This is a genomic window from Limnobacter sp. MED105, from assembly GCF_000170915.1.
GTDB lineage: Bacteria > Pseudomonadota > Gammaproteobacteria > Burkholderiales > Burkholderiaceae_B > Limnobacter.
In genome coordinates this window covers 148,160-170,310 of record NZ_ABCT01000004.1, presented here as the reverse complement: position 1 = coordinate 170,310, position 22,151 = coordinate 148,160, and the positions used below count along the sequence as shown (strand labels likewise).

Annotated in this window: 19 protein-coding genes; 8 read left to right on the top strand and 11 right to left on the bottom strand. The window is 51.6% G+C overall.

Annotated elements, in window-relative coordinates:
• Window positions 1–64 precede the first annotated feature (64 nt).
• The 4 genes from LMED105_RS06000 (at window position 65) to LMED105_RS05985 (ending at window position 3,649) form a co-directional block, all read left to right on the top strand.
• Window positions 65–406, top strand: a complete 342-nt coding sequence (locus tag LMED105_RS06000) for a PepSY domain-containing protein (RefSeq protein ID WP_040512442.1) — start codon at window positions 65–67, stop codon at window positions 404–406.
• A 93-nt stretch (window positions 407–499) separates the two neighbouring features.
• A complete protein-coding gene (locus tag LMED105_RS05995; protein ID WP_008249266.1) occupies window positions 500–1,702 on the top strand; it encodes an MFS transporter in 1,203 nt (400 codons plus the stop codon).
• A complete protein-coding gene (locus tag LMED105_RS05990; RefSeq protein WP_008249264.1) occupies window positions 1,683–2,348 on the top strand; it encodes a response regulator transcription factor in 666 nt (221 codons plus the stop codon). Before LMED105_RS05995 ends, LMED105_RS05990 begins: the two co-directional genes overlap by 20 nt.
• On the top strand, window positions 2,324–3,649 hold the full coding sequence (locus LMED105_RS05985; protein WP_008249261.1) for a HAMP domain-containing sensor histidine kinase: 1,326 nt from the start codon (window positions 2,324–2,326) through the stop codon (window positions 3,647–3,649). The genes LMED105_RS05990 and LMED105_RS05985 overlap by 25 nt, the downstream gene beginning before the upstream one ends.
• Before the next feature lie 11 nt (window positions 3,650–3,660).
• Here LMED105_RS05985 and LMED105_RS05980 read toward each other — a convergent pair whose 3' ends face one another.
• The 8 genes from LMED105_RS05980 to LMED105_RS05945 form a co-directional block, all read right to left on the bottom strand.
• Window positions 3,661–5,127 (bottom strand): Do family serine endopeptidase, encoded by a 1,467-nt coding sequence (locus LMED105_RS05980; protein WP_050771172.1) that lies wholly within the window; start codon window positions 5,125–5,127, stop codon window positions 3,661–3,663.
• A gap of 103 nt (window positions 5,128–5,230) precedes the next feature.
• Window positions 5,231–6,010 carry a membrane protein gene (locus tag LMED105_RS05975; RefSeq protein ID WP_008249250.1) on the bottom strand — a complete coding sequence of 260 codons (780 nt, stop codon included), beginning with the start codon at window positions 6,008–6,010 and terminating at the stop codon, window positions 5,231–5,233.
• Between the two features lie 70 nt (window positions 6,011–6,080).
• Window positions 6,081–7,004, bottom strand: coding sequence for a cation diffusion facilitator family transporter (locus LMED105_RS05970; protein WP_008249248.1), 924 nt, complete (start codon window positions 7,002–7,004; stop codon window positions 6,081–6,083).
• A 12-nt stretch (window positions 7,005–7,016) separates the two neighbouring features.
• On the bottom strand, window positions 7,017–7,373 hold the full coding sequence (locus LMED105_RS05965) for a DUF3147 family protein (RefSeq protein WP_008249246.1): 357 nt from the start codon (window positions 7,371–7,373) through the stop codon (window positions 7,017–7,019).
• Window positions 7,374–7,382: 9 nt separating this feature from the next.
• Window positions 7,383–10,556, bottom strand: a complete 3,174-nt coding sequence (locus LMED105_RS05960; protein WP_008249244.1) for an efflux RND transporter permease subunit — start codon at window positions 10,554–10,556, stop codon at window positions 7,383–7,385.
• 65 nt (window positions 10,557–10,621) lie between these two features.
• The gene (locus LMED105_RS05955; protein WP_008249242.1) at window positions 10,622–12,115 is read right to left on the bottom strand and encodes an efflux RND transporter periplasmic adaptor subunit; all 1,494 of its coding nucleotides are present in this window, start codon (window positions 12,113–12,115) and stop codon (window positions 10,622–10,624) included.
• 12 nt (window positions 12,116–12,127) lie between these two features.
• Complete coding sequence (locus LMED105_RS05950; RefSeq protein ID WP_008249241.1) at window positions 12,128–13,417, bottom strand: TolC family protein; 1,290 nt, start codon at window positions 13,415–13,417, stop codon at window positions 12,128–12,130.
• Window positions 13,418–13,508: 91 nt separating this feature from the next.
• Window positions 13,509–13,868: a hypothetical protein gene (locus tag LMED105_RS05945; protein WP_040512441.1), complete on the bottom strand. Its 360-nt coding sequence runs from the start codon at window positions 13,866–13,868 to the stop codon at window positions 13,509–13,511.
• A gap of 187 nt (window positions 13,869–14,055) precedes the next feature.
• On the opposite strand from LMED105_RS05945, the gene LMED105_RS05940 reads away from it, so the two are divergent.
• The 4 genes from LMED105_RS05940 (at window position 14,056) to LMED105_RS05925 (ending at window position 17,801) form a co-directional block, all read left to right on the top strand.
• The gene (locus LMED105_RS05940) at window positions 14,056–14,613 is read left to right on the top strand and encodes a cytochrome b (protein ID WP_156799562.1); all 558 of its coding nucleotides are present in this window, start codon (window positions 14,056–14,058) and stop codon (window positions 14,611–14,613) included.
• A gap of 72 nt (window positions 14,614–14,685) precedes the next feature.
• Window positions 14,686–16,518: a copper resistance system multicopper oxidase gene (locus LMED105_RS05935; RefSeq protein ID WP_040512539.1), complete on the top strand. Its 1,833-nt coding sequence runs from the start codon at window positions 14,686–14,688 to the stop codon at window positions 16,516–16,518.
• Complete coding sequence (locus LMED105_RS05930) at window positions 16,518–17,249, top strand: copper resistance protein B (RefSeq protein WP_008249234.1); 732 nt, start codon at window positions 16,518–16,520, stop codon at window positions 17,247–17,249. The genes LMED105_RS05935 and LMED105_RS05930 overlap by 1 nt, the downstream gene beginning before the upstream one ends.
• A gap of 159 nt (window positions 17,250–17,408) precedes the next feature.
• Window positions 17,409–17,801 carry a copper-binding protein gene (locus LMED105_RS05925; RefSeq protein ID WP_008249233.1) on the top strand — a complete coding sequence of 131 codons (393 nt, stop codon included), beginning with the start codon at window positions 17,409–17,411 and terminating at the stop codon, window positions 17,799–17,801.
• Window positions 17,802–17,889: 88 nt separating this feature from the next.
• Here LMED105_RS05925 and LMED105_RS05920 read toward each other — a convergent pair whose 3' ends face one another.
• The 3 genes from LMED105_RS05920 to LMED105_RS05910 are packed head-to-tail and all read right to left on the bottom strand — an operon-like array spanning window position 17,890 to window position 22,130.
• Window positions 17,890–20,067: a copper-translocating P-type ATPase gene (locus LMED105_RS05920; RefSeq protein ID WP_083797113.1), complete on the bottom strand. Its 2,178-nt coding sequence runs from the start codon at window positions 20,065–20,067 to the stop codon at window positions 17,890–17,892.
• A 21-nt stretch (window positions 20,068–20,088) separates the two neighbouring features.
• On the bottom strand, window positions 20,089–21,432 hold the full coding sequence (locus LMED105_RS05915) for an ATP-binding protein (RefSeq protein WP_156799561.1): 1,344 nt from the start codon (window positions 21,430–21,432) through the stop codon (window positions 20,089–20,091).
• 2 nt (window positions 21,433–21,434) lie between these two features.
• The gene (locus tag LMED105_RS05910; protein ID WP_008249225.1) at window positions 21,435–22,130 is read right to left on the bottom strand and encodes a heavy metal response regulator transcription factor; all 696 of its coding nucleotides are present in this window, start codon (window positions 22,128–22,130) and stop codon (window positions 21,435–21,437) included.
• Between the last annotated feature and the right edge of the window lie 21 nt (window positions 22,131–22,151).

Here is a 22,151-nt window from a genome sequence, read left to right as displayed (position 1 = left end):
TGGGCAAAGTGGGAACTGTCGCAAGCAAACCCGCTTGATTGACTTTCAACCACGGAGTGAAATCATGAAACAGAGAAAATTATTTACCGCCCTGATTGTAACCGCAAGCGCGATTGCCGGGGGAAGCCTTGCATACGCCAGCAAGGAACCACCACCGAACGATGCAGTGGCTTTGTTTTCAAAAGCAAAGGTTACATTGATTCAGGCCATTGCGGCAGCGGAACAGCATGCAGGGGGTAAAGCTGTTCAGGTGGAGCTTGAGCAACAGACCTCGGGCGGTCCGGTTTATGATGTCGAAGTGGTTACCGCAGACCACAAGGTGTACGACGTTAAAGTGGATGCTGCCAGCGCCAAGGTTTTGTCATCGAAACTGGATCAGGCCGATGGCGAGGATGACGACGATTGATGTGCAATAGTCGGGTATGGCAACAAAACCATGCCCGGCGCTTTGCAAGCCATGGCATATTGGCACCTTCCGGAACACAAACAAACGTGATCTATGCAATTCAATTCGGCCACCACTTCAGTCATTCCTCGCGGCGTTTGGGTATTGGGTTTTGTCAGCTTGTTGATGGATATTTCTTCGGAAATGATTCATAGCCTGTTACCGGTCTATTTGGTAACCGTGATGGGGGCCAGCGCCTTGTTGGTCGGCGTGATTGAAGGTGTGGCCGAATCGACCACCATGGTGGTCAAAGTGTTTTCAGGTGCATTGAGCGATTATTTGGGGAAACGCAAGGCTTTGGCTGTATTTGGATATGGCCTTGGTGCCATCAGCAAACCTTTTTTTGCAATGGCGGGCAGCACCGGAATGGTGTTTGGGGCTCGCTTTGTTGACCGGGTAGGCAAAGGCATTCGCGGTGCGCCTCGAGATGCACTGGTCGCTGACTTGGTCCGCCCCGAAGCACGCGGGGCCGCATATGGCTTAAGGCAATCACTGGATACTGTGGGCGCATTTTCTGGCCCCTTGCTGGCCGTTGGGTTGATGCTGTTGTGGGCCAATGATTTCCGGGCCGTGTTCTGGGTGGCGGTTATTCCGGCTGTGCTTGCTGTGGCCTTGCTGTACTTTGGTGTGGCAGAGCCCGAGAAAGCAAGTGAAAGAGGTGCGAGAGCCCCCATCAATTGGCGCACGTTTCGAAGTCTGGGGCGGGACTATTGGTGGGTTGTCGGCATTGGCGGCGCTTTTGCGCTGGCCAGGTTCAGCGAGGCATTTCTCGTGTTGCGTGTTCAACAAGCTGGCTTGTCTGTGACATGGGCTCCGCTTGTGTTGATTGTCATGAATTTGGTTTTTGCTTTGTCAGCGTATCCATTTGGAAAACTTTCAGATCGAATCTCACATACCAGGTTGCTGTTTCTAGGCTTGGCAGCATTGGTTGTAGCTGACTTGTTTTTGGCCTTGGGTGAATCCTGGCAGGCCTTGTTGCCCGGTATTCTGTTGTGGGGCCTGCACATGGGTATTACCCAGGGGCTGCTTTCCACCATGGTTGCAGCAACCGCACCAGCGGGTTTAAGAGGCACGGCATTTGGAGTCTTTAGTCTTGTCGGCGGACTAACTACATTGGTCGCCAGTGTGTTGGCGGGCTGGCTTTGGGACAGCTGGGGTGCAGCGTTCCCGTTTTATGCAGGGGCTTTTTTTGCCGCTGCTGCCATGGTGTTGATTGTTATGAACAAGGAAAACTCCAATGCGCGTGCTACTGGTTGAAGACGATCCCATGATTGGAGAAGAAGTGCAGGATGCATTAAAAGATGCTTCCTACGCCGTGGATTGGGTCAAGAATGGTGAAACCGCACTCAGTGCCCTGAAAACCCAGCACTATGACTTGTTGTTGTTGGATCTTGGTTTGCCGCAGCGCGATGGTATGGATGTGCTGAAAGCCATTCGAGCCAGCAACAATCCAATTCCTGCGCTGATTGTATCTGCCCGCGACCAGTTGTCTGACCGCATTCAGGGCCTGGATCATGGCGCAGACGATTACCTTTTAAAGCCCTTTGAAATGGCCGAACTGTTTGCCAGAATCCGTGCAGTTGTGCGCCGCAAGTCGGGCGGCGCTGCGCCAGTGTTGGGCAATGGGATATTGAATCTGGATCCCTCAACCCGACAGGCCTGGCGGGTTGACCTCGAGCCGGTGCAACTGAGTAATCGGGAATATGCCTTGTTGCACGCATTGCTGATTCGCCCGGGTGCCATACTGTCCCGAGCTGATCTTGAAGACCGCGTGTATGGTTGGGGTGAAGAAGTGGAAAGCAATGCCATCGAGTTTTTGATTCATGCCTTGCGCAAAAAACTGGGTGCCGATTCAATCAAGAATGTGAGGGGTGTGGGTTGGATGGTTCAAAAAAGCAATTAAACAGGTCAATTCAATTCTGGTTGTCGGTGTACCTGTCGGCGGCCATTCTGCTGGTGGCAGTGGTTACCGGGGCGTTATCATTCTTGTTTGCATTTGATGAAGCCCATGAACTGCAAGACGAAAGTCTTAGGCAGACTGCTTCGCTGATTGATCACGTTCCCTCAGCAGATGAAATTATTCTGGTGAATGGCAACCGCGGAAGTGATACAGATTCTGACCTGCTCATCCTCAACCTGAATCCGTTTTCAGATCCGGTTTTGTTTGGCTTAGTGGATGGTTTGCACACGCTTGATCAATCGGGAAAAAAATATCGCGCGTTCATTAGAACCTTGCCAGACACTGCGCGAATCGCCATTCTCCAGAAAACGGAGTTACGCGATGAAATTGCAAATGACAGCGCGATTCGCACGCTGTTGCCATTGCTGATTTTGGTACCCATTCTTCTTTTGGTGGTGACCTGGCTGGTGCGAAAAATATTCCTGCCAATTGGTGTGTTGGCCCAAGAGATCGATTCTCGTGGGGATCTGGAGTTGCACGCGGTGCCGGAAGAAAACTTGCCACGGGAAATTCAGCCTTTTGTTCATGCCATCAATCGGCTGTTTGTGCGGGTTGCACAGTCAGTACAAAACCAGCAGCGGTTCCTGGCCGATGCAGCGCATGAATTGCGTTCGCCCATCGCGGCGCTGTCATTGCAGGCCGAGCGTTTGAGTGCCTGCGATTTGAATCCCGAAGCGCGTGAGCGAGCCGTCCGTTTGCAAAAGGGCATTGAGCGAAGCAGGCGCCTGTTGGGCCAGTTGCTCAGCATGGCCCGGGCACAGAGCAACCCGGTTGTGGAGCGTGGCCCTATTTCCTTGCTCGGAGTGTGCACCCATGTGCTAGAGGACGCTATGCCTTTGGCCCAGGCCAAGGGTGTCGATTTGGGCATGGACGAGGACACACAAGATGCCCTTGTGCATGCGGAAGAAACGGAAGTGCTGCTGATTGTTCGTAACCTTGTGGACAACGCTATTCGGTATGGCAGAACAGGCGGCATGGTTGATCTGGGAATTCATCACGAACCGGACTGGGTGGTTTTCACCGTAGAAGACAATGGGTCCGGCATTGCGCAGGCGGATCGCCAGCGGGTGTTCGACCCATTCTTCCGAGTATCCGGTCTTGAGCAAACCGGTTCGGGCTTGGGCCTTGCGATTGTGAAAGGCTTAGTGGACGGGTTGGGGGGAAAAATTGAATTGCTGGACTCAAGCAGATTTTCAACAGGACTTGTGGTGAAGGTGTATTTCAGCAAACACCCCAAGTCCTGATCCTGTTTTAATCAACCAATAATCCTCACAGGCAGGAAAATTTTTCGTCCATTGCGCTGAACCAGCAGAGCCACTGATTTTTTGGCCTGTTTCATCGTGTCTTGAACCTGCTCAATGTTGTTTACACGAACCCCGTTGATCCCGATCAGCACGTCGCCCCGCTGTACGCCTGCCATGGCTGCTGCACCGCGCACCTGCTCAATCAGCATGCCGTTTTGCACCTGAGCCTGCTGCTGTTCATCGGGCTGCAAGGGCCGCAGTGCGAGGCCAAGGCGGCCTTCGCCAACAGCATCTGTTTTCTGGGCACTTATCACCACATCTTTCTCGATATTACCAAGTTGAGCGGTTCGTTTCAGGACTTCACCTTGCCGCCAAATTTCAAGCGTCATTTTCTGACCGGGCTTGGCAGCACCAATTAAGGCGGGCAAATCACCGGAGGCCACAATAGGTTTACCATCGGCCCGCAAAATAATGTCGCCAGACTGCAAGCCGGCTTGTTCCGCCGGGCTTGTTGGGTCGACGCTGGAAATCAGCGCACCTTCGGGCTTGTCCAGTTTGAAAGAATCTGCAAGGCTCTGGTTGACCTCTTGAACTGCAACACCCAAGCGGGCGTGGCTTGCCTGTCCCGTGGCCACAATCTCGGCCTTGATTTTGTTGGCAAGATCGATTGGTATGGCAAAAGACAAACCTTGGTAGCCACCGGTTTGGCTGAAGATCTGCGCGTTGATGCCAACCACTTCACCTTTGGAATTGAAAAGCGGGCCGCCTGAGTTCCCCGGATTCACTGCTACATCAGTCTGGATGAATGGTACAAAGCTGTCTTCGGGAAGTGAACGGCGTTTGGCACTGACCACGCCGGCTGTTACGCTGTTCTCGAAGCCGAAAGGGGATCCAATGGCCAGAACCCATTCGCCGACCTGAAGCGCATCCGGGTTGCCCAATGGGGCACTAGGCAGGTTCTTGGCGTCGATTTTCAATACCGCAATGTCGGTTCTTGAGTCGCTGCCCAACAACTTGGCTTCATACTCCTTGCGGTTGTTCAGCTTGACCACCACTTCGGAAGCATCCCGAACCACATGCGCGTTGGTCAGGATCAGACCATCTGGGGACACAATGAATCCGGAGCCTTGCCCGTAGGTGGGTACTGGGCCGCTATCCGGACCGTTGGGATTGGGAAACTGCTTGAAGAAGTCGAACATGGGATCGTTTGGCGATACACCGGCTTGCGCTACATTTTGCTTGATTCCCCGAACACTAATGTTCACCACCGTGTCGCCGTAACGCTGTGCAATCTGGGCAAAGTCGGGCAGTGTGGTATTTTGAGTTTGCGCTTGTCCCTGTTTATCTAGCAGGGGTGTAGCTGCCGTTGCCGGGGTGCCATTGAAGTAGCTGGCACTTGCCCCGCCCAACATGCCTGCGGCAATCAAGGCCAACATCAGGCGTGAGGGGCGTTTGCTGTTTGAGTATGAAGAAGTCATGGTCTCGTTCCTTTCAAGAGTGACAACAATGAACCAGTTGAATACCAACCGGAATGGCTTCATCATGCGCAGGAAAACTTAGCTCTGAATTAGGCTACGCAGCTTACTTTGAACGGATGAGTTTTTTATTTTGATACGCTAAACAGGTCACACTGCACACGATCAGGGTTAAAAATACAAGGCTTGTTTGTGTGGTGCCCAAGCCCAACCCGCCATTGTCGGCTGGTTGCGATAACCAATCGCCAAAGGATGCGCCCAATGGCCTCGTAAGAATGTAGCTAAGCCAGAAGGCCCACACCGCATTCATCTTGAATCGAAAACGGGCAATTGCAATCATTGCAATCAAGGCACCAAACACCAATGTGGAATTGGCGTAACCCAAGTTCAAACCCTCTGCGAACCAGTCGCCCGAAGCCGTGCCCAAAGCAAAGGTAACCAGAATCGCGAGCCAGTAAAACCATTCTCTGGCAGGTGTATCAATGTGGTGAATGGACAGCGTACCTTCACGGCGATGCCACAAGGCAAACACGAGGGCAAGAGCCAGCGAGAAAGCGGCAGTTGAAGCCATCAATGGCATACCCAAGTTGTCGGTTAGGTGATCGGTGATCAAGGTGCCCAGTACGCTGATCAGCACAATGCTTAACCAGTATACCGAGGGGGCGTAACGTTTGGTCCGAAGTTGCACGCCCAAAGCAATCGCAGTGAGAACGGCCACCACCACTGAGGTAGCCGTTAATCCAAAGCTCAAATTGAAGTTTAAAAAGTCTGCCGCAGTTTCACCCACGGTCGTCGACATCATCTTGACGAGCCAAAATAACAAGGTGACTTCAGGCACCTTGTTCAGTAAAAATTTCCCGATACCGGGTTTATTGCCGTTGTTCATGTTGTTTCCCCTTCGGTGTGTCACGGTGCATGAATAATATTCAGCAACACTTAGGGGAACATTAGTAGGGTTAAGGTCGCGCAGGTTCTCCGGTGTAGCTGTGTTCTCCACTTGCATCGCTACACGGTGTAGCCTCAAGCTGAATCGTGGTGTGATACAAATCGAACCGAACCGCCAGCATGGCGCGAATTTGTTGAAGCAAATCAGTCCAATCCACCTCCCGGTGCTGGCATACAACATGAACTGACAAGCTAGATTTACCACTGGAAATGGACCACACATGCAAATCATGAATGCTGTCTACGCCCCAGTGGCTTGATAGTGCCTGCGTGATCTCGTCGATGTTCAAATGCTCTGGTGTGCCCTCCAGCAAAATATGTGTGCTTTGTTTCAACAGGACCCAGGCGCGTGGCAGCACCCATAGGCCAATGCCTACCGCAACCACAGAATCAATCCAGCCCCAGCCTGTCCATCGAATCAACAAGGCGCCCACGATCACGCCCACAGATCCCAGCATGTCGCTCCACACTTCAAGGTAGGCGCCTTTGACGTTCAAGCTGTCATCTTTTGACTGACTTAGAAGTTTCATGGCAATCAGATTCACAAGCAGGCCCAGGGAAGCGATCATCAGCATCAAGTTGGATTGAATATCTGGTGGATTCGAAATTCGCAGGAATGCTTCAACAAGAATATAGATGGCCACTCCAAAAAGCAGAACGGCATTGAAAGCCGCCGCCAGGATTTCAAAGCGATGGTAGCCAAATGTACGTTTTTTATCCGCCGCTTTTTTACCAATCTGGATTGCCAGCAGGGAAATAGCCAATGCCGCCGAGTCGGTGAACATGTGCGCTGCATCAGAGATTAAGGCCAGGCTGTTGGTCAATATGCCCCCAACAACTTCGGCCACCATGAAACTGGCGGTCAATATCAAAGCAATCCACAATGGCTTTTCATATCCCTCAACTTTCACGTCATGTGAATGTCCTGCACCCATACAACTTACTCCCTATTTAAACCAAAGTTGAACACCAAAACCCGCAGCAATTTTCACTGTCATTGCAAAGCAAAGTAGCGTTAGCAAGGCGCTGCCTGCCAGTGACATCAGAAACCCCACTCTGGGTAACAGCCAGGGGAAGACCAAAAACATGGGCAGGGTAGGTAGTACATACCAAAATGTCAGGTAGGCGTGGTTCGCAATTTTTTCCTGTGGTGCTTTTTCAATGGCAAGCCAAATCAGCGTCAGTACAGTGACCATGGGCAACGCTGCGATCAACGCGCCCAGCTTGTCGCTGCGCTTGGCCACCTCGGAAATCAGAACCACCAGGCCTGCGGTGGTGAGGTACTTCAAAATAATCCAGCCCATGTTGGTAACCTATGTGGTGTAAGCAGGTTTTGCTTGTTGATCCGTAATGTCCATTTCCTCTTCCTTGCGGTGGGTCAACCGGTAAAGAATTGGAAGGACCAGCAAGGTAAGGGCGGTTGATGACAGAATTCCCCCGATCACCACTGTGGCAAGGGGTCGTTGGACCTCCGCGCCTGTGCCAGTGGCAATCGCCATCGGAATAAAGCCAAGTGAAGCCACCAGCGCGGTCATAAGCACCGGGCGAAGCCTAGTCATAGCACCGTCATGAATGGCCCTGTCCAGGGGCATGCCTTCTTCGCGCAGGCTGCGGATAAATGAAATCATCACCAGCCCGTTCAGCACCGCCACACCAGAAAGTGCAATGAAGCCCACCCCTGCTGAAATTGACAGTGGGATGTCGCGCAACCACAAGGCCAAAATACCGCCAGTCAATGCAAACGGTACACCCGTGAACACAATCAAGCCATCCCGAACGTTGTTGAACATGATGAACAACAACAGGAACACCAGAAACAGTGACAGCGGAACTACGATTTGCAGTCGTTTGGAGGCCGATTGCAACTGTTCAAACGTACCCCCCCAGCTGATCCAGTTGCCTGCTGGTACTTTCACCTTCTGCTGAATCTGGTTTTGCGCGTCAGCCACAAATGAACCAATATCACGGCCACGTACGTTGGCAGTCACCACTACACGGCGCTTGCCGTTCTCGCGGCTAATTTGATTGGGGCCAGGTGCAATGTCCAAGCTGGCCACATCGCCCAATTGTACGAAAAGCGGCATGTCACTTCCAGAAACATTGCCGGGCAACTGAATAGGTAGTCGGGCAATGGCTTGCAGGTCATTTCGAAGTTCCTCGGGTAATCGCACCGTGATGTCAAATCTTCGATCACCCTGAAACAGCACGCCTGCTTCCTGCCCGCCAACGGCCATGGCAATGGTGTTTTGAACATCGGTCACGTTGATACCAAACCGTGCGGTTTTTTCGCGATCAATTTGAACGGTCAGCATGGGCAGGCCCGTAGTTTGTTCTACTTTCACGTCTGCTGCGCCATCGACTTTTTCCAGCACTTCGGAAATTTCTCCGGCCACGGTATTCAGTGTGTCCAGGTCATCACCAAATACTTTCACAGCCACATCACTTCGCACACCCGACAATAATTCATTGAATCGCATTTGAATGGGCTGGGTGAATTCATAGTTGTTGCCTGGTATTTTCATGACAGCGGTTTGCATGGCTTCCACCAGGTCGGTTTTGCTGCGGCTGGGGTCTGGCCATTCCGAGGTGGGTTTCAGCATCACGAAATTGTCTGCCACGTTTGGTGGCATTGGGTCGGTTGCAATTTCGGCCGTGCCAATTTTGGCAAATACACGGTCCACCTCAGGAAACTGCTTGATTGTTTTTTCCAGTTCAGTTTGCATGCCAATGGCCTGGCTCAAGCTGGTGCCCGGAATACGCAGGGCATGCAAGGCAATGTCGCCTTCATTCAAGCTGGGCACAAATTCGCTGCCCATGCGGGTTGCCAGCAAACCCGATAAAACCACCAACACCACGGCAATTGAAAGCACCACCGGTTTGTTGGCCATGGACTTGACCAGTGCGGGTTCGTATCCACGCTTTGCCCACGTCATGATGCGGTTTTCTTTCTCGCTGACATTGTTGGTGATCAATAAAGCCACCGCTGCCGGAATGAAGGTGATCGAGAGAATCATGGCACCCAGCAGTGCCGCCACCACGGTGAAGGCCATGGGGTGGAACATTTTTCCTTCCACACCGGTGAGCGCAAAAATGGGCAGGTAAACCACCATGATGATGAGTTGGCCGAACAGCAGGGATCGTCGCGCTTCCTTGGAGGCCAGAAACACTTCATGAAAGCGTTCCTTGCGCGTGAGTGTTCGCCCCGCTTTGGTTTGTGCATGGGCCAAGCGGCGCACACAGTTTTCAACAATGACCACGGCACCGTCAATGATGATGCCGAAATCCAGTGCGCCCAGGCTCATCAAGTTGGCACTAACCCCGTTATTGACCATGCCAAAAAACGTGAACAGCATGGACAGTGGAATTACCATCGCCGTGATGATGGCCGCGCGAATATTGCCCAGAAAAAGAAACAGGATTGCAATTACCAGAATGGCGCCTTCAATCAGGTTTTTTTTCACGGTGTTGATGGCTTTGTCCACCAGCACTGTGCGGTCGTAAACGGTTTGCGCAACTACCCCTTCCGGCAGGTTCCGGTTTACTTCTTCCAGTTTTTTTGACACCGCTTGCGACACCACGCGACTGTTTTCGCCGATCAGCATAAACACTGTGCCCAACACCACTTCTTTGCCGTTCTCTGTGGCGGCACCGGTTCGGAGTTCTTTGCCAATATAGACCTGCGCCACATCTTTAATTCGAATCGGTACCCCCGAACGATTCGACACAATGACGTTTTCGATGTCGGCAATATCGGTCAGTTGACCAGGTGCCCGTATCAAGTATTGTTCGCCACGCTTCTCGATGTAACCAGCACCCACGTTGCTGTTATTTTGTTCAACAGCCCGCAGCAGATCGTCTAGGGAAATACCTTGGGCAACCAGTTTGTCGGGCGAGGGTGCAATCTGGAATTGCTTGGCGTAGCCACCGATGGTGTTTATTTCAGTCACACCAGGTACATTTCGCAGTTGGGGTTTGATGATCCAGTCCTGAATTTCCCGAAGATCCGTTGGAGTGTAGGGTGTGCCGTCTTTTTTCACAGCCCCTTCTTTGGTTTCCACGGTCCACATGAAAATTTCACCCAAACCCGTGGAAATTGGCCCCATCGCGGGGTCGATTCCAGCGGGCAGTTGCCCTTTGGTTTGCTGAATGCGTTCATTGACCAGTTGGCGCGCGAAATAAATGTCGGTTCCTTCCTTGAAAATCACGGTGACCTGTGACAAGCCGTAGCGTGAAATGGAACGGGTTTCCTGCAAGCCAGGCAAACCCGCCATGACAGTTTCTATGGGATAAGTGATGCGCTGTTCAGACTCCAATGGCGAGTAGCCAGGAGCGGAGGTGTTGATTTGAACCTGAACGTTGGTGATATCGGGTACAGCGTCGATTGGCAATTTTTGATAACTGTAAATACCCAGGGCAATCAGGCCCACGGTCCCAAGCATCACAAACCATCGTTGTTCGATGGCAAAACGGATTATTTTTTCAAACATGATTCGGTACTTCCTCTGTTCGCATGCAGTGGCAAAGGTTTGAGCAGGTTTTGGCAAACATTGAATCAATGGTCATGGCTTGCCCCTGATTTGCCGATATCCGCCTTGATTAGGAAGCTGTTGGTAGCGGCGTATTGCTCACCCGCGTCCAGGCCGCTCAACACTTCAACGGTTTTGCCATCGCTGCGGCCCAGTTCAACCGGGCGTGCCTCGAACTGTTGGCCATAGCGGCCAAACACGGCGGGTCCATCCAGAATGGTTTGAAGGGCTTCGGTTGAAATGGCCACAGGTACTTCACTTTCCTCGGCCACCAGTTCAACTTTCACTGGCAGGCCGGGGCGCCACACAGAATTGGGGTTTGGCAACACAATGCGTGCAGTGGCGGTGCGGGTTTGTTCACCCACTAGGGAACCCACATAAGCCACTTTGCCGACGCTTTCCGATTCAAATGCCGTGGCCTTTATGGTGGCTTGCTGGCCCACTTTCACTGTATTCAGGTCTTTGGGGTAAATCGTCATTTCAGCCCACACGGTAGACAAATCGGCCACCGTGAAAATATTGGCGTCTTCCTTCAACGCCTGCCCCAAAGCAATGTTTTTTTCCACAACAGTGCCCGATATCGGAGATCGAATTTCATAGCGGGTCAGTTGGCTCCCAATGGCGGCGCCACCATCAATAGAAGCCAGCTTTTGTCTTGCGTTCAGCACCGCAATTTCAGCCTCTTGTTTGACATTGCGCGCTTGCAGATAATCTTGCTCGGCTGAAATTTTGTCTTCCCACAGTTTCTTTTCTCGCTCGAATGTGGTGTTGGCCAATGCCAAGCGTTTTTGTGCAGCCAGCAACTCGGTTCGCTGATCTGCCAGGGTTTGGCTGGAAATTACCGCCAGCACCTGTCCCTTTTTAACCTGATCGCCCGCGTTCACAGGGGCAGATTCGACAATACCGCTCAAGCGTGGTACCACTCTCACAGTGTTGTCTCTGTTGAACTGGATTTCGCCGATCAATTCAATACTGCTTTTGACCCGGGCAGGCCCCGCCGTAGCCAGTTCAATGCCGCTTTGTTTCATTTGCTCCTCGCTCATGTCAATGCGGTATTCAATCTGGTCATAAGTGAAGCGGTATTGTTTGCCTTGGTGCTGAGCGTTCACGGCAATACGGAATGAATGGGGCTCAAACACCACGGCATCGCCGCGCAAAAAATTGTTTGCTGGTGCAAAGTTGATGGTTTGCGGCTTTCGACCCAAGCGCTCAAGTTCAATACTTGCCTTGGTGGCTTCGGGGGGCAGCAAAGTGTCGTCTTTGTAGGTGTAAATCCTGAATTCAGGCTCAACGCCGTCTTCAAATATGGTTACCTCAACACCATAGCCGTCTTGAACAAAATATTTACCCCCCTTGGGGCCTTTAACCGGTTCATTGGGGTTGGCTTGTTCAAGTTGTGCGTCTTCGGTTTGCCTGGGTTGGGAGTTGCCGGTGTTCAAGACAACTGCGGGCAGCAGGGCACCCACTGCTACAAGCAGTGCGATGGAAATGATTTGTTTTTTACTGAAATTGCGATTCATGATTGATTGGTCCTACTGAGTATTGGCTGGTGTTTGCCCAAGAATCCCTTGCAGTTCGGCGGCATACCGGTGGGATTGAGCGAGCGATTGCTGGCTTTGTGCCATGGCATCAAACAGGGTGCGTTGTGCGTCCAGCACTTCCAGAAAACTGAACTTGCCCATCTCGAAACCCTTGCTTGCAGCGTTGTAGGCGCTTTCTGCACTGGGCAAAATGCTGTCACGCAAGGCCAGGAATTCCTCTCGGGACGCGCTCAGGTTTTCGTACGCGGCTTGTAAATCGCGAGACAAGCGGTATTGCGTTGCCGTCAGTTCATCTTTGGCCTGGTCAGCGCGTCGCAGTGATTCAAGCAGGTTGCCCTGGTTGCGGTCAAAAACAGGGATGGGAATAGATACCCCAAAAATGGCCTGGTTCAAGCCAAGTTCCTGATTTTTTCGCCCACCAAGGCTCACCGTCACATCGGGTACGCCTTTGCTGCGTTCAACCTCGCTAATGGCCTTGCGGCGGTCCACTTCAATTTGGGCTTTCCGGTATGCAGGCGATTGCTGCAACCTGTCTTCCAGTGTCTCGATGGCGGGCAGCTCGGGCAGGTTTTCAAGATTGCCTTCAGCGGTTTCAAAACCGACCTGGGATTCTCCCATGGCGGTGGCCAAACGCTTTTTAGACGATTTCAGCGCACTTTCAGCGCGTACATAATCCACGCGTGCGCCAGCCAATGCAATGCCCGCTTTGGTGGCCTCGACAGGCGATACCTTGCCTGCTTCAACCCTTTTTTGTGCAGCGCGCTGGGCGTTTTGTGCCAGGTCGATGGAAGATTGGGCAAGCCGCACACGTTCCTGTGCAACCAGCGTGTCGTAAAACGCAGAGGTGACTTCGGTTTGCAGGGTGGCCCGCACCATGGCAAGGTCAGCTTCAGCAAGGTTCTTGCCGCGCTCGGCTGCATCAATTCGTGCAGAACGCTTTCCGCCCAGTTCAATGCGCTGGTTCAGTTGCAGGGTGCTGGTGCGGGTTGCACTTCGCGTGTCTTCAACCAGGGCCTGTAATTCGGGGTTGGGGCGGGTTTCAGCTTGGCGTATGGTGCCGTCTTGTGCCAGCAGCGCATTTCGGGCCGCTGCCAGTTCAGGGTTTGCCGCATAGGCCCTTTCAAGTGCGGTGTTCAAAGTAAGGTTTGTTGTTCGCGGCAAGCTGGCTTGCCCGGATGGGGAATTAAGCCCATTGCTGGTGTATTCGGGGGTGTTGCCCTGAGCCATGGCGGCACTGGGCAGCAACGCGGTCGCAGCCAGCGTTAGCAATATTTTTCGCATCGATTTCTCCGGTGTACAAAGGAAAGAATCGGCGAGACGAATTAACGCAGTCGTTTAATAAGGTGTAAAGACAGGTGTCGTGTCGCCGTAATCAGGCAGACACAGGCCACTTGGGGCGTTCAGGGCGGGTTTGACAGAAGAAGGAATACTTTGAAGTGCTCAGCACCTGTTGGGGTGAACTGAAATCAATGATCACGCTATCAGCGTTGTCAGCCGAAAAGCCGATAAAGCTGGATGAATGCGAATGGTCGTGGTGTTGCGGATATTGGCTATCTTGATCGTCACCGGCATCAGCTTGGCTATCGTGGGCATGATGTTCATCTTGATGGTGACCGAAATGTGATGATTGTTGAACAAGCTCACCATGCGCGCAGTAATCCGCCACTGCACCCCAAGAGGCCTGGAGCGGCAGCAGAACCATGAGGAACATGAAGATAAGTGAGCGATACATACTCAGACTACACCACAGCAATTTAGTCGCTGTCAAGTTGTGCCGCGTATCTGTAACCTCTTCGAGACTCAAAATGAATGCATGCAGAAATTTTCTTGGCTTTCAAAAAAACTTGCCTGTGTTTTCAATTTTCGACAATCTTTATACAAAGTAAAAAATACACTTGTCGATCTTGCGGAGAAATTGCGTGGGTACAAATACAGAGAGTTATTCAAGTCAATCTTCCCTGAATCGTTACAGCAAGCCTGCTGTTTTTCTTCACTGGACATTGACGTTCCTGATTGTGATTTTGGTCGGACTGGGCTGGTACATGATGGATATTGAAGGCCAGCCGGGCAGTGAGTGGTATTTCAATTTGCACAAATCCCTGGGGTTGATTGCATTTGTGCTTATTGCTTTGCGCACTGCGTGGCGTTTAACCCACAAGCCGCCAACATTCGCAACGCGTCAGCCAACGTGGCAATTGGTTGTATCGCAGTTTACGCATGGTCTGTTGTACGCTGCCATGATTTTAATGCCGCTCACGGGATTTGCTGCCGCTTCATTGAGCGAGGAGGGCGCCGCTTTTTTCGGCATCGAAATCCCGCGCTTGGTGGCTCAGAACCCTGCGCTATCCGATCAACTTTTTTACATTCACGAATTGACGGCTTGGGTTTTGGTGGTGTTCGTGGCCATCCATGTATTGGCCGCACTCAAGCATTTGGTGGTGAATAAAGATGAGGTATTTGGACGGATGTGGTTTTAACGAGACTTGAGTTAAGTGACTTTTTGTCAATCACATGGCATGTTAAAGAAAAGACAACTGGAGATTTCGGGTATGAAGCAAATAAAAACAATTCAACATGAACGGCTCAATGCTTTCAGGCGAAAGTTCCTGCTACAAAGCAGTGCTTTGGGGGCGGCGGCCTTGCTGCCTTGGGATCCTGCTTTTGGGGCAATTACCGCAGTCGAGATTCCCAAGGGGCGCCCTGCCAAGCAGTTTGACTTGACCATCGCAAACACGAAGATCAATATCACCGGCCGCGAGACCAGTGCGATTACCTTGAACGGCACCATGCCGGGGCCTTTGTTACGGTTTCTGGAAGGTGATGAGGTTACTGTCAATGTAACCAACAAGCTTGATGAGGCCACAGCCATTCATTGGCATGGCCTGCTGGTGCCGAATTCCGAGGATGGTGTGCCGGGTGTTACCTTTCCTGGAATTCTTCCGGGAGAAACCTTCACGTATCGCTACACACTGCGCCAAAGCGGTACTTACTGGTACCACAGCCATGCAGGCCTGCAAGAAGCAGCAGGCATGTTTGCGCCACTGATTGTAGAACCCCGTGAGCCCGAGCCCTTTCAGTATGACCGGGATTATGTGGTTGTATTGTCCGACTGGAATGATGACTCTCCTGCACAAGTGCTTGCGAATCTGAAGAAGGTGGACGGCTATTACAACTATCGGCGCATTACAACGCCCCAATTCCTGAAGCAGCTTGCAGACGCGCCTGATGAGGCGACACGCAAAGCAATTTGGGCAGATCGGATGGAGTGGGGGAAAATGCGAATGGACCCCACCGATTACAGTGATGGCGGTGAGGAATGGTCATTTCTCATGGGCGGTTTGCGCCCAGATCAAAACTGGACGGCATTGTTCAAACCCGGTGAGCGTGTGCGGCTTCGCGTGATCAATGCGTCACCGATGAACCTATATGATTTCCAGATTCCCGGGCTGCCCATGATGATCGTGCAGGCCGATGGTCAGAATGTTCAACCTGTTCAGGTGGATGAGTTCCGCATTGGCAACGGTGAAACCTATGATGTGATTGTCGAACCCAAAGAGGACAAGCCTTACACTATTTTCGCACCGACCATTGCCCGCATCGGATACGCTCGAGGCACGCTTGCGCCGAGGGCAGGCATGAGTGCGGAAGTTCCCTCTCTGGGGCCTTATCCCGTTAGAACCATGGCTGACATGGGCATGGGGGCCATGGACGGAATGGCCAGTATGGGAGATGGCACAATGCCTGAACCTCCATCAACACAAACCAACGACAGCATGAAAGGCATGTCGATGCCACCGCCCAACGAAGGCCCCGCTATGGACTCAATGGCGGGCATGGACATGAACAACATGTCTGAACCTACTGCCCCTGTTCCAGAACAAGACACGATGCCGGGAATGGACATGGCTCCAGCCAAAGTCGCGGAGGTGCCCTCAACGCGCATTGTTGTTGCCCCAGATAAAGACGGTCTGCGTCGACTTGCTTATCAACATTTGCGATCGCTGGAACCCAACAAAGACCCCCGTCCTCCACAGCGGGAAATATTGGTTCGCCTGACAGGGGACATGAACCGCTACTTCTGGAGTATTAACGATAAAAAGTTTTCGGACTCAACACCATTCAAAGTGAAGTTGGGCGAACGCTTCAGGATCAAGTTTGTAAACACCACCATGATGGAACACCCCATGCATTTGCATGGAGTATTCATGGAACTGGTTAACGGAAATGGTGAATTTGCGCCCCGAAAACATACGGTGATTGTGGCCCCCGCACAGACTGTCGAAGTAGACGCAACTTACGAGGATGAGGGCGTGTGGGCTTTTCATTGCCATTTGTTTTATCACGCTGCCGCGGGCATGTTTCAACTGATGGAGGTGGCGTAATGAACCGCAATGTTCGTTCATACAAATCAACCTGGTCGTTCCAGTGGATTCGTTCTCTGGGAGTGTTGGGTGTGATTGCTGTTGGGGCAATTTCAACGCCTGCGATGGCCATGGAAGATGAATCAATTTACGCTTACACGTTAATTGAAGTGGATAGCGGAAAAGTCAGAAATCAACCGGGTTCAATTCAACTTCTCGGTGCAGAAGGCTGGATTGGTGGGGACTACAATCGATTCGCGTGGCGTTTTGATGGTGAACGACGCCAAGGCAAAACTGAAGTAGTGGAAACCCAGGCGCTGTACAGTCGCTACATTGCACCATTTTGGGATTTGCAGGGCGGTATCCGCCACGATTCAAAGCCTGTGGGTGAAGACTATGCCGTAATTGGCTTGCGAGGCCTTGCGCCCTATGCGTTTGATGTGGATTTGCAGATGTTTGTCAGAAGCGACGGTAAAGTGCTTGCGCGTACCCGCTTCGAGAATGATTTTCTGATGACAAACCGGTTTATCCTGCGGCCATTCATCAATGGCGAATGGTCTGCCTCAAATCTTAGTGACGAAGTGGCAAGTGGCTTGTATCAGGCGGATTTTGGTGTGCAGGCACGCTACGAGTTCAGCCGAAAATTTGCTCCCTACATTGAAGTGAGTCGAACACTTTATCCAGAAACCCAAAGTGGCTCGAATCTTTCTCCGATTACAGAATACCGGGTTGGTTTGCGGTTGATTTTTTGAACCCAAAACTTCTGGACCGATTCAGGTGAGTGAATCGGTCAAACATGTAATGAAAAAGTCAGGCAATTGAAGGGCTTCAGGCAGTATTCTGGGGCCGTGAACTTGCACTGTAAGTTTCAATGAAACAACACCTAAATACACCACCTGAGAGGTTTAGCAATGAAATATGCGAAACAAATGAATAAATTGGGAATTGCTTTGATCTTGACCGCCGCATCGACCTTTTCTGCCTTTGCAGCTGACCCCGGCATGGCTGATATGAAAGGCATGGGTAATCAAAGCATGCAGGGAATGGATGGAATGAAAAACATGAATGACACCAAGGGTGCAGACATGGTCATGACCGATGGCGAAGTCAAGAAGATTGATACTGCTCAAGGTACGGTCACGCTGAAGCATGGGCCGCTTGATAATCTCGGAATGCCTGGGATGACCATGGTATTCAAGGTTGCGGACCCAGCAATGCTTTCTACCGTAAAGGTGGGTGATCAGGTCAAATTTCAGGCCGAAAAAGTAAACGGTAAAATCGTGGTCACGAAAATTCAGAAATAGTTTTTTTGAACAAACACCATCACCGCTCTGCCGCCATTTCAGCGGCTGAGCGGTGGTGAACAGAATCAATTCACGGATGTTTTATTGACTACCTTCCGCCAGTATTTCTTAGCCGAAGCGCATTGGCAATCACTGAAACTGAACTCAGACTCATTGCGAGAGCAGCAATCATGGGAGACAGGAACTGCCCTGTAAACGGGTATAACAAACCTGCTGCCACAGGAATGCCGAGCGAATTATAGAGAAAAGCAAATACGAGGTTTTGGCGCATGTTGCGAACGGTAGCCTCAGAAATTCTTCTTGCTTGCGCGATTGACCGCAGATCGCCTTTAACCAGGGTTATATGCGCACTGTTGATGGCCACATCTGTGCCCGTTCCCATTGCAATACCGACATTGGCTAAGGCAAGCGCGGGCGCATCATTGATTCCATCTCCTGCCATGGCAACAACCTTGCCTTGAGCCTGTAATTTTTCGACCAGTTTTTGTTTTTCATGTGGTGTAACTTCACCGTAAAAATCGGTAATACCTAATTTGCTTGCGACTGTTTTTGCGGTCGTCGTGCCATCGCCAGTAGCCATTACGACGGACAAGCCGGCAGCACCCAAGGTGTATATTGCTTCCATAGTTGTCTCCTTCAGTGGGTCGGAAACTGCAATTAACCCCAGTAATTTTTTATCTGATGCTGTGAACATCACACTAGCGCCCTCACGTCGCAGGTTTTCAGCGCTTTCTGCCATAAAACGCCAGTCTATATTTTCTGCATCCATGAGTGCGGTATTTCCAAGCACGATGTTTTTTCCGGAAACGATGCCACGAACGCCAATGCCGCTTGACGACTCGAATTCATCGGGTTTTACCAGTTCTAAGCCGCGCCTTCGTGCCTCACTTACTATGGCATGCGCCAAAGGGTGTTCGCTGCCTTGATCGATACTTGCAGCAAGGCGAAGTACCTCTTCCTCAGAAAATCCGGGGGCAGCAACGACTCGATCGAATGCGGGCTTACCCTCCGTAAGGGTGCCTGTCTTGTCGACGATCAATGTATCAATTGTTCGCATGGCTTCGATTGCCGCTGCGTCTCGAAATAAAATACCTTGGGTGGCTGCATGTCCCGTAGCGGCCATAATAGACATCGGGGTAGCCAACCCCAGTGCACACGGGCAGGCAATGATCAACACAGCCACTGCATTGACAAAGCCATAAATCCAGCTTGGCTCTGGTCCAAATACACCCCATCCAACAAGTGTCAACGTCGCTATCACAATAACAACAATGACAAAGTAACCCGCCACTGAGTCAGCAAGACGCTGCAACGGCGCACGCGATCGCTGCGCTTGCGCCACCAGTTGAACAATCTGTGACAGCATTGTTTGGGCACCAACTTTCTCGGATTGCATGATGAGGCTTCCACTGGTATTCAATGTCGCGCCAATCAACTTGTCGCCTGGCCCTTTGATCACAGGCACAGGCTCTCCGGTCAGCATGGACTCATCGACGGCACTTTCTCCATCCTTTACCACACCGTCGACCGGCACTTTCTCGCCAGGTCGCACACGCAAAACATCACCAATATGCACATGGGTAAGTGGTACATCCTCCTCGGTACCATCATCCAGAATGCGTCGGGCAGTTTTGGGGGCAAGTCCCATCAAGGATTTTATGGCGGCTGAAGTTTTCGAGCGTGCACTCAACTCCAAAATCTGCCCCAGCAAGGTTAAACTAACAATCACTGCCGCAGCCTCATAGTAAACACCAATTCTTCCCCGTACAGCAAAGGCAGCGGGAAACACACCAGGGGCCAATGTGGCTACCACGCTGTATCCGTATGCCGCAGCGACACCTAATCCGATCAATGTCCACATATTCGGGCTCCCACGGACAACCGACTGAACTGCACGTTGAAAAAATGACCAACCTGCCCACAAAACCACGGGGGTACTAAGTGCGAGTTCTATGAAATTTTGTTCTGGAAGTTCGATGGGGACAATTCGATGCCAAAACATTGCGATGAATGTCACCACTATGGTCAGTGGCAATGTCCACCAAAACCGTCGGCGAAAATCTCTCAACTCAGGGTTATCTTCGTCCTCAGCCATGGGGATCAGAGGTTCCAGGGCCATTCCACAAACAGGGCAACTCCCCTGATTGGTCTGTCGAATTTCCGGATGCATGGGGCAGGTGTAGATCGTTGTCTCAGTTGCAGCAAGAGTTGACTGAGGGTCAGCGGAAACTGGATGAGAATGTGAGTTGACGTGTGGTTTATCCATGCGTGGCTCCTGAACGGTCAATTATGGGGGGCTAGGCTTTCCTGCTACCGTGATGCTGTGAAATGAAAAGCCAATCACCGTAACTTGATTTTCGCTGCTTGCAAACACATCACCACCATGCAGTTTCGCAATTGCAGCCACAATGGCCAGGCCAAGTCCGTGATTGCTCCCAGTGTCACTTCGCCCCTCTTCAGCACGGAAAAAGGGTTCGAACAAACGGTTCAATTTGACTGGGTCAATTGTCGGGCCTTCATTCGAAACCTTGATCCACACCCTCTCTGCTTCTCGGGTAATGTGCACGGTAATTTCTGTGTTGGCCTGCGCATACCGAATTGCATTGGACAGCAAATTGCTCACTGCTCGTTTAATCAATTCGGTTTCAGCTTCCACCGTGGCATCGCTTTTAACTGTGATGCGAAGATCTCTGTCTTCGGCCAACTGTTCAAGGTATTCTGCGACTGATACCACCAACTGACGAAGACTTGGCACAGGTTGAAGTTGCAGTTCTCTGCCCTGGTTTGCATTGGCCAGAAACAGCATGCTGCGAATAATTCGTGCCATGCGGTCGAGTTCGTCGAGGTGATCACCGACAATTTTTTGAAGGTCCTCACCTTCGATCAGTTTGCGGCGTTGAAGCAGCTCATGGCTAATGGTCAAGCTCGACAGTGGTGTATTCAATTCATGTGCAACATTGCTGTTGAACAGTTTCAATTGCTCCCGGTTCTCGCGCAGTTGTCCCAGTAAGCGGTTGAATCCGTCGATGAAGGGTCGCAATTCAAGCGGGGCCTTCTGGTCGTCCAGCACAACATCAAGCGAGCGTGGCCCCAAATTGTGAATGCGTTCTGTCAGTCGATTGATGGGGCGCAAAACCAGGCGAATCAGTCGCATGCTGATCAACACCGACACCAGGATCCACAACACGATGGACGATGCAAATATTCCTGAAATGAAGTTCAGAAAACGTTCGTCATCTACGGTGCTTACTGCCAGTTCAACCCGTTTGGCTTGCAGTTGGGGAAGTTCTGTTTCAAACACTTGAGAGAATTCCCGAATAGATCCCTCTCCGTTGAAGAACACCTCTGGCCCGAACATGCGATTGCCCTGGCTGTCAACAACTCGGGCTTGGGTTCGACCTTGCCCACCCAACACTTCTTCCAGGCCATGTTTCACGTCTTCGGGTGAATATTCGGAAGTAGGTTTTAGTAAAAGGTGTTCAACTGCATGAAGCGCACGGCTTGCAGTTTCCTCCTGTTGCCTGGCCTGCCAATAGTGGATGCAGCAATGCACGAGTACAGCGAGTAACACCACTCCCAGTACACTGACGGAGCTGGTCAAACCGATGGTGGCTCTGGAAATTGATTTCACGGTCACTCCTTGCCCTGCGCCCGAATCTCGAGAACATACCCCATGCCCCGAATGGTATGAAGCAGCGGAATTTCGTAAGGGTCGTCCAGCTTGATCCTCAATCTGCGAATGGCCACATCGATCACATTTGTTTCGCTGTCAAAATGCATGTCCCAAATCAGTTCTGCAATTTCGGTGCGGCTAATCACTTCTCCTTTGCGGCGAAGCAGCAGCCACAGCAATGAAAATTCTTTGGCCGTTAGACGCAAATCCTTGCCGCCGCGTTTGGCCGTGCGGCGCACCGCATCCAACTCCAGGTCCAGCAAGGTCAATACAGTTGTTTGGCTTTCTGCTGCAACTGTTGAAGTTCGGCGCCCCAAGGCGTGAAGCCTGGCCACCAGCTCGGCAAACGCAAAGGGTTTCACCAGGTAGTCATCTGCACCGGCCTTCAGACCGCTTACCCTGTCCTCAACCATGGCGCGGGCGGTAAGCATCAGTACCGGAATACTTTTTGATTGGCGCAGTGCACTTAACACGGCCAAACCATCAATGTCAGGCAACATGCCATCAAGAATAATCACTTCATATAGCCCCTGCGTGGCCAAATGCAAGCCATCTATTCCGTTGCGCGCCAAATCGACCACAAAACCTTCTTCGGTCAGACCTTTTTTTAGGTAATCGGCCAGTCGCAGGTCATCTTCGATCAAAAGCAGTTTCATCGACTTTTCGTGGTTGTTATG

Coding starts and splice junctions, on each gene's coding strand:
- LMED105_RS06000 (WP_040512442.1), top strand. CDS start 65: ATGAAACAGAGAAAATTATTTACCGCCCTGATTGTAACCGCAAGCGCG.
- LMED105_RS05995 (WP_008249266.1), top strand. CDS start 500: ATGCAATTCAATTCGGCCACCACTTCAGTCATTCCTCGCGGCGTTTGG.
- LMED105_RS05990 (WP_008249264.1), top strand. CDS start 1,683: ATGCGCGTGCTACTGGTTGAAGACGATCCCATGATTGGAGAAGAAGTG.
- LMED105_RS05980 (WP_050771172.1), bottom strand. CDS start 5,127: ATGACTTCTTCATACTCAAACAGCAAACGCCCCTCACGCCTGATGTTG.
- LMED105_RS05975 (WP_008249250.1), bottom strand. CDS start 6,010: ATGAACAACGGCAATAAACCCGGTATCGGGAAATTTTTACTGAACAAG.
- LMED105_RS05970 (WP_008249248.1), bottom strand. CDS start 7,004: ATGGGTGCAGGACATTCACATGACGTGAAAGTTGAGGGATATGAAAAG.
- LMED105_RS05965 (WP_008249246.1), bottom strand. CDS start 7,373: ATGGGCTGGATTATTTTGAAGTACCTCACCACCGCAGGCCTGGTGGTT.
- LMED105_RS05960 (WP_008249244.1), bottom strand. CDS start 10,556: ATGTTTGAAAAAATAATCCGTTTTGCCATCGAACAACGATGGTTTGTG.
- LMED105_RS05955 (WP_008249242.1), bottom strand. CDS start 12,115: ATGAATCGCAATTTCAGTAAAAAACAAATCATTTCCATCGCACTGCTT.
- LMED105_RS05950 (WP_008249241.1), bottom strand. CDS start 13,417: ATGCGAAAAATATTGCTAACGCTGGCTGCGACCGCGTTGCTGCCCAGT.
- LMED105_RS05945 (WP_040512441.1), bottom strand. CDS start 13,868: ATGTATCGCTCACTTATCTTCATGTTCCTCATGGTTCTGCTGCCGCTC.
- LMED105_RS05935 (WP_040512539.1), top strand. CDS start 14,686: ATGAAGCAAATAAAAACAATTCAACATGAACGGCTCAATGCTTTCAGG.
- LMED105_RS05930 (WP_008249234.1), top strand. CDS start 16,518: ATGAACCGCAATGTTCGTTCATACAAATCAACCTGGTCGTTCCAGTGG.
- LMED105_RS05925 (WP_008249233.1), top strand. CDS start 17,409: ATGAAATATGCGAAACAAATGAATAAATTGGGAATTGCTTTGATCTTG.
- LMED105_RS05920 (WP_083797113.1), bottom strand. CDS start 20,067: ATGGATAAACCACACGTCAACTCACATTCTCATCCAGTTTCCGCTGAC.
- LMED105_RS05910 (WP_008249225.1), bottom strand. CDS start 22,130: ATGAAACTGCTTTTGATCGAAGATGACCTGCGACTGGCCGATTACCTA.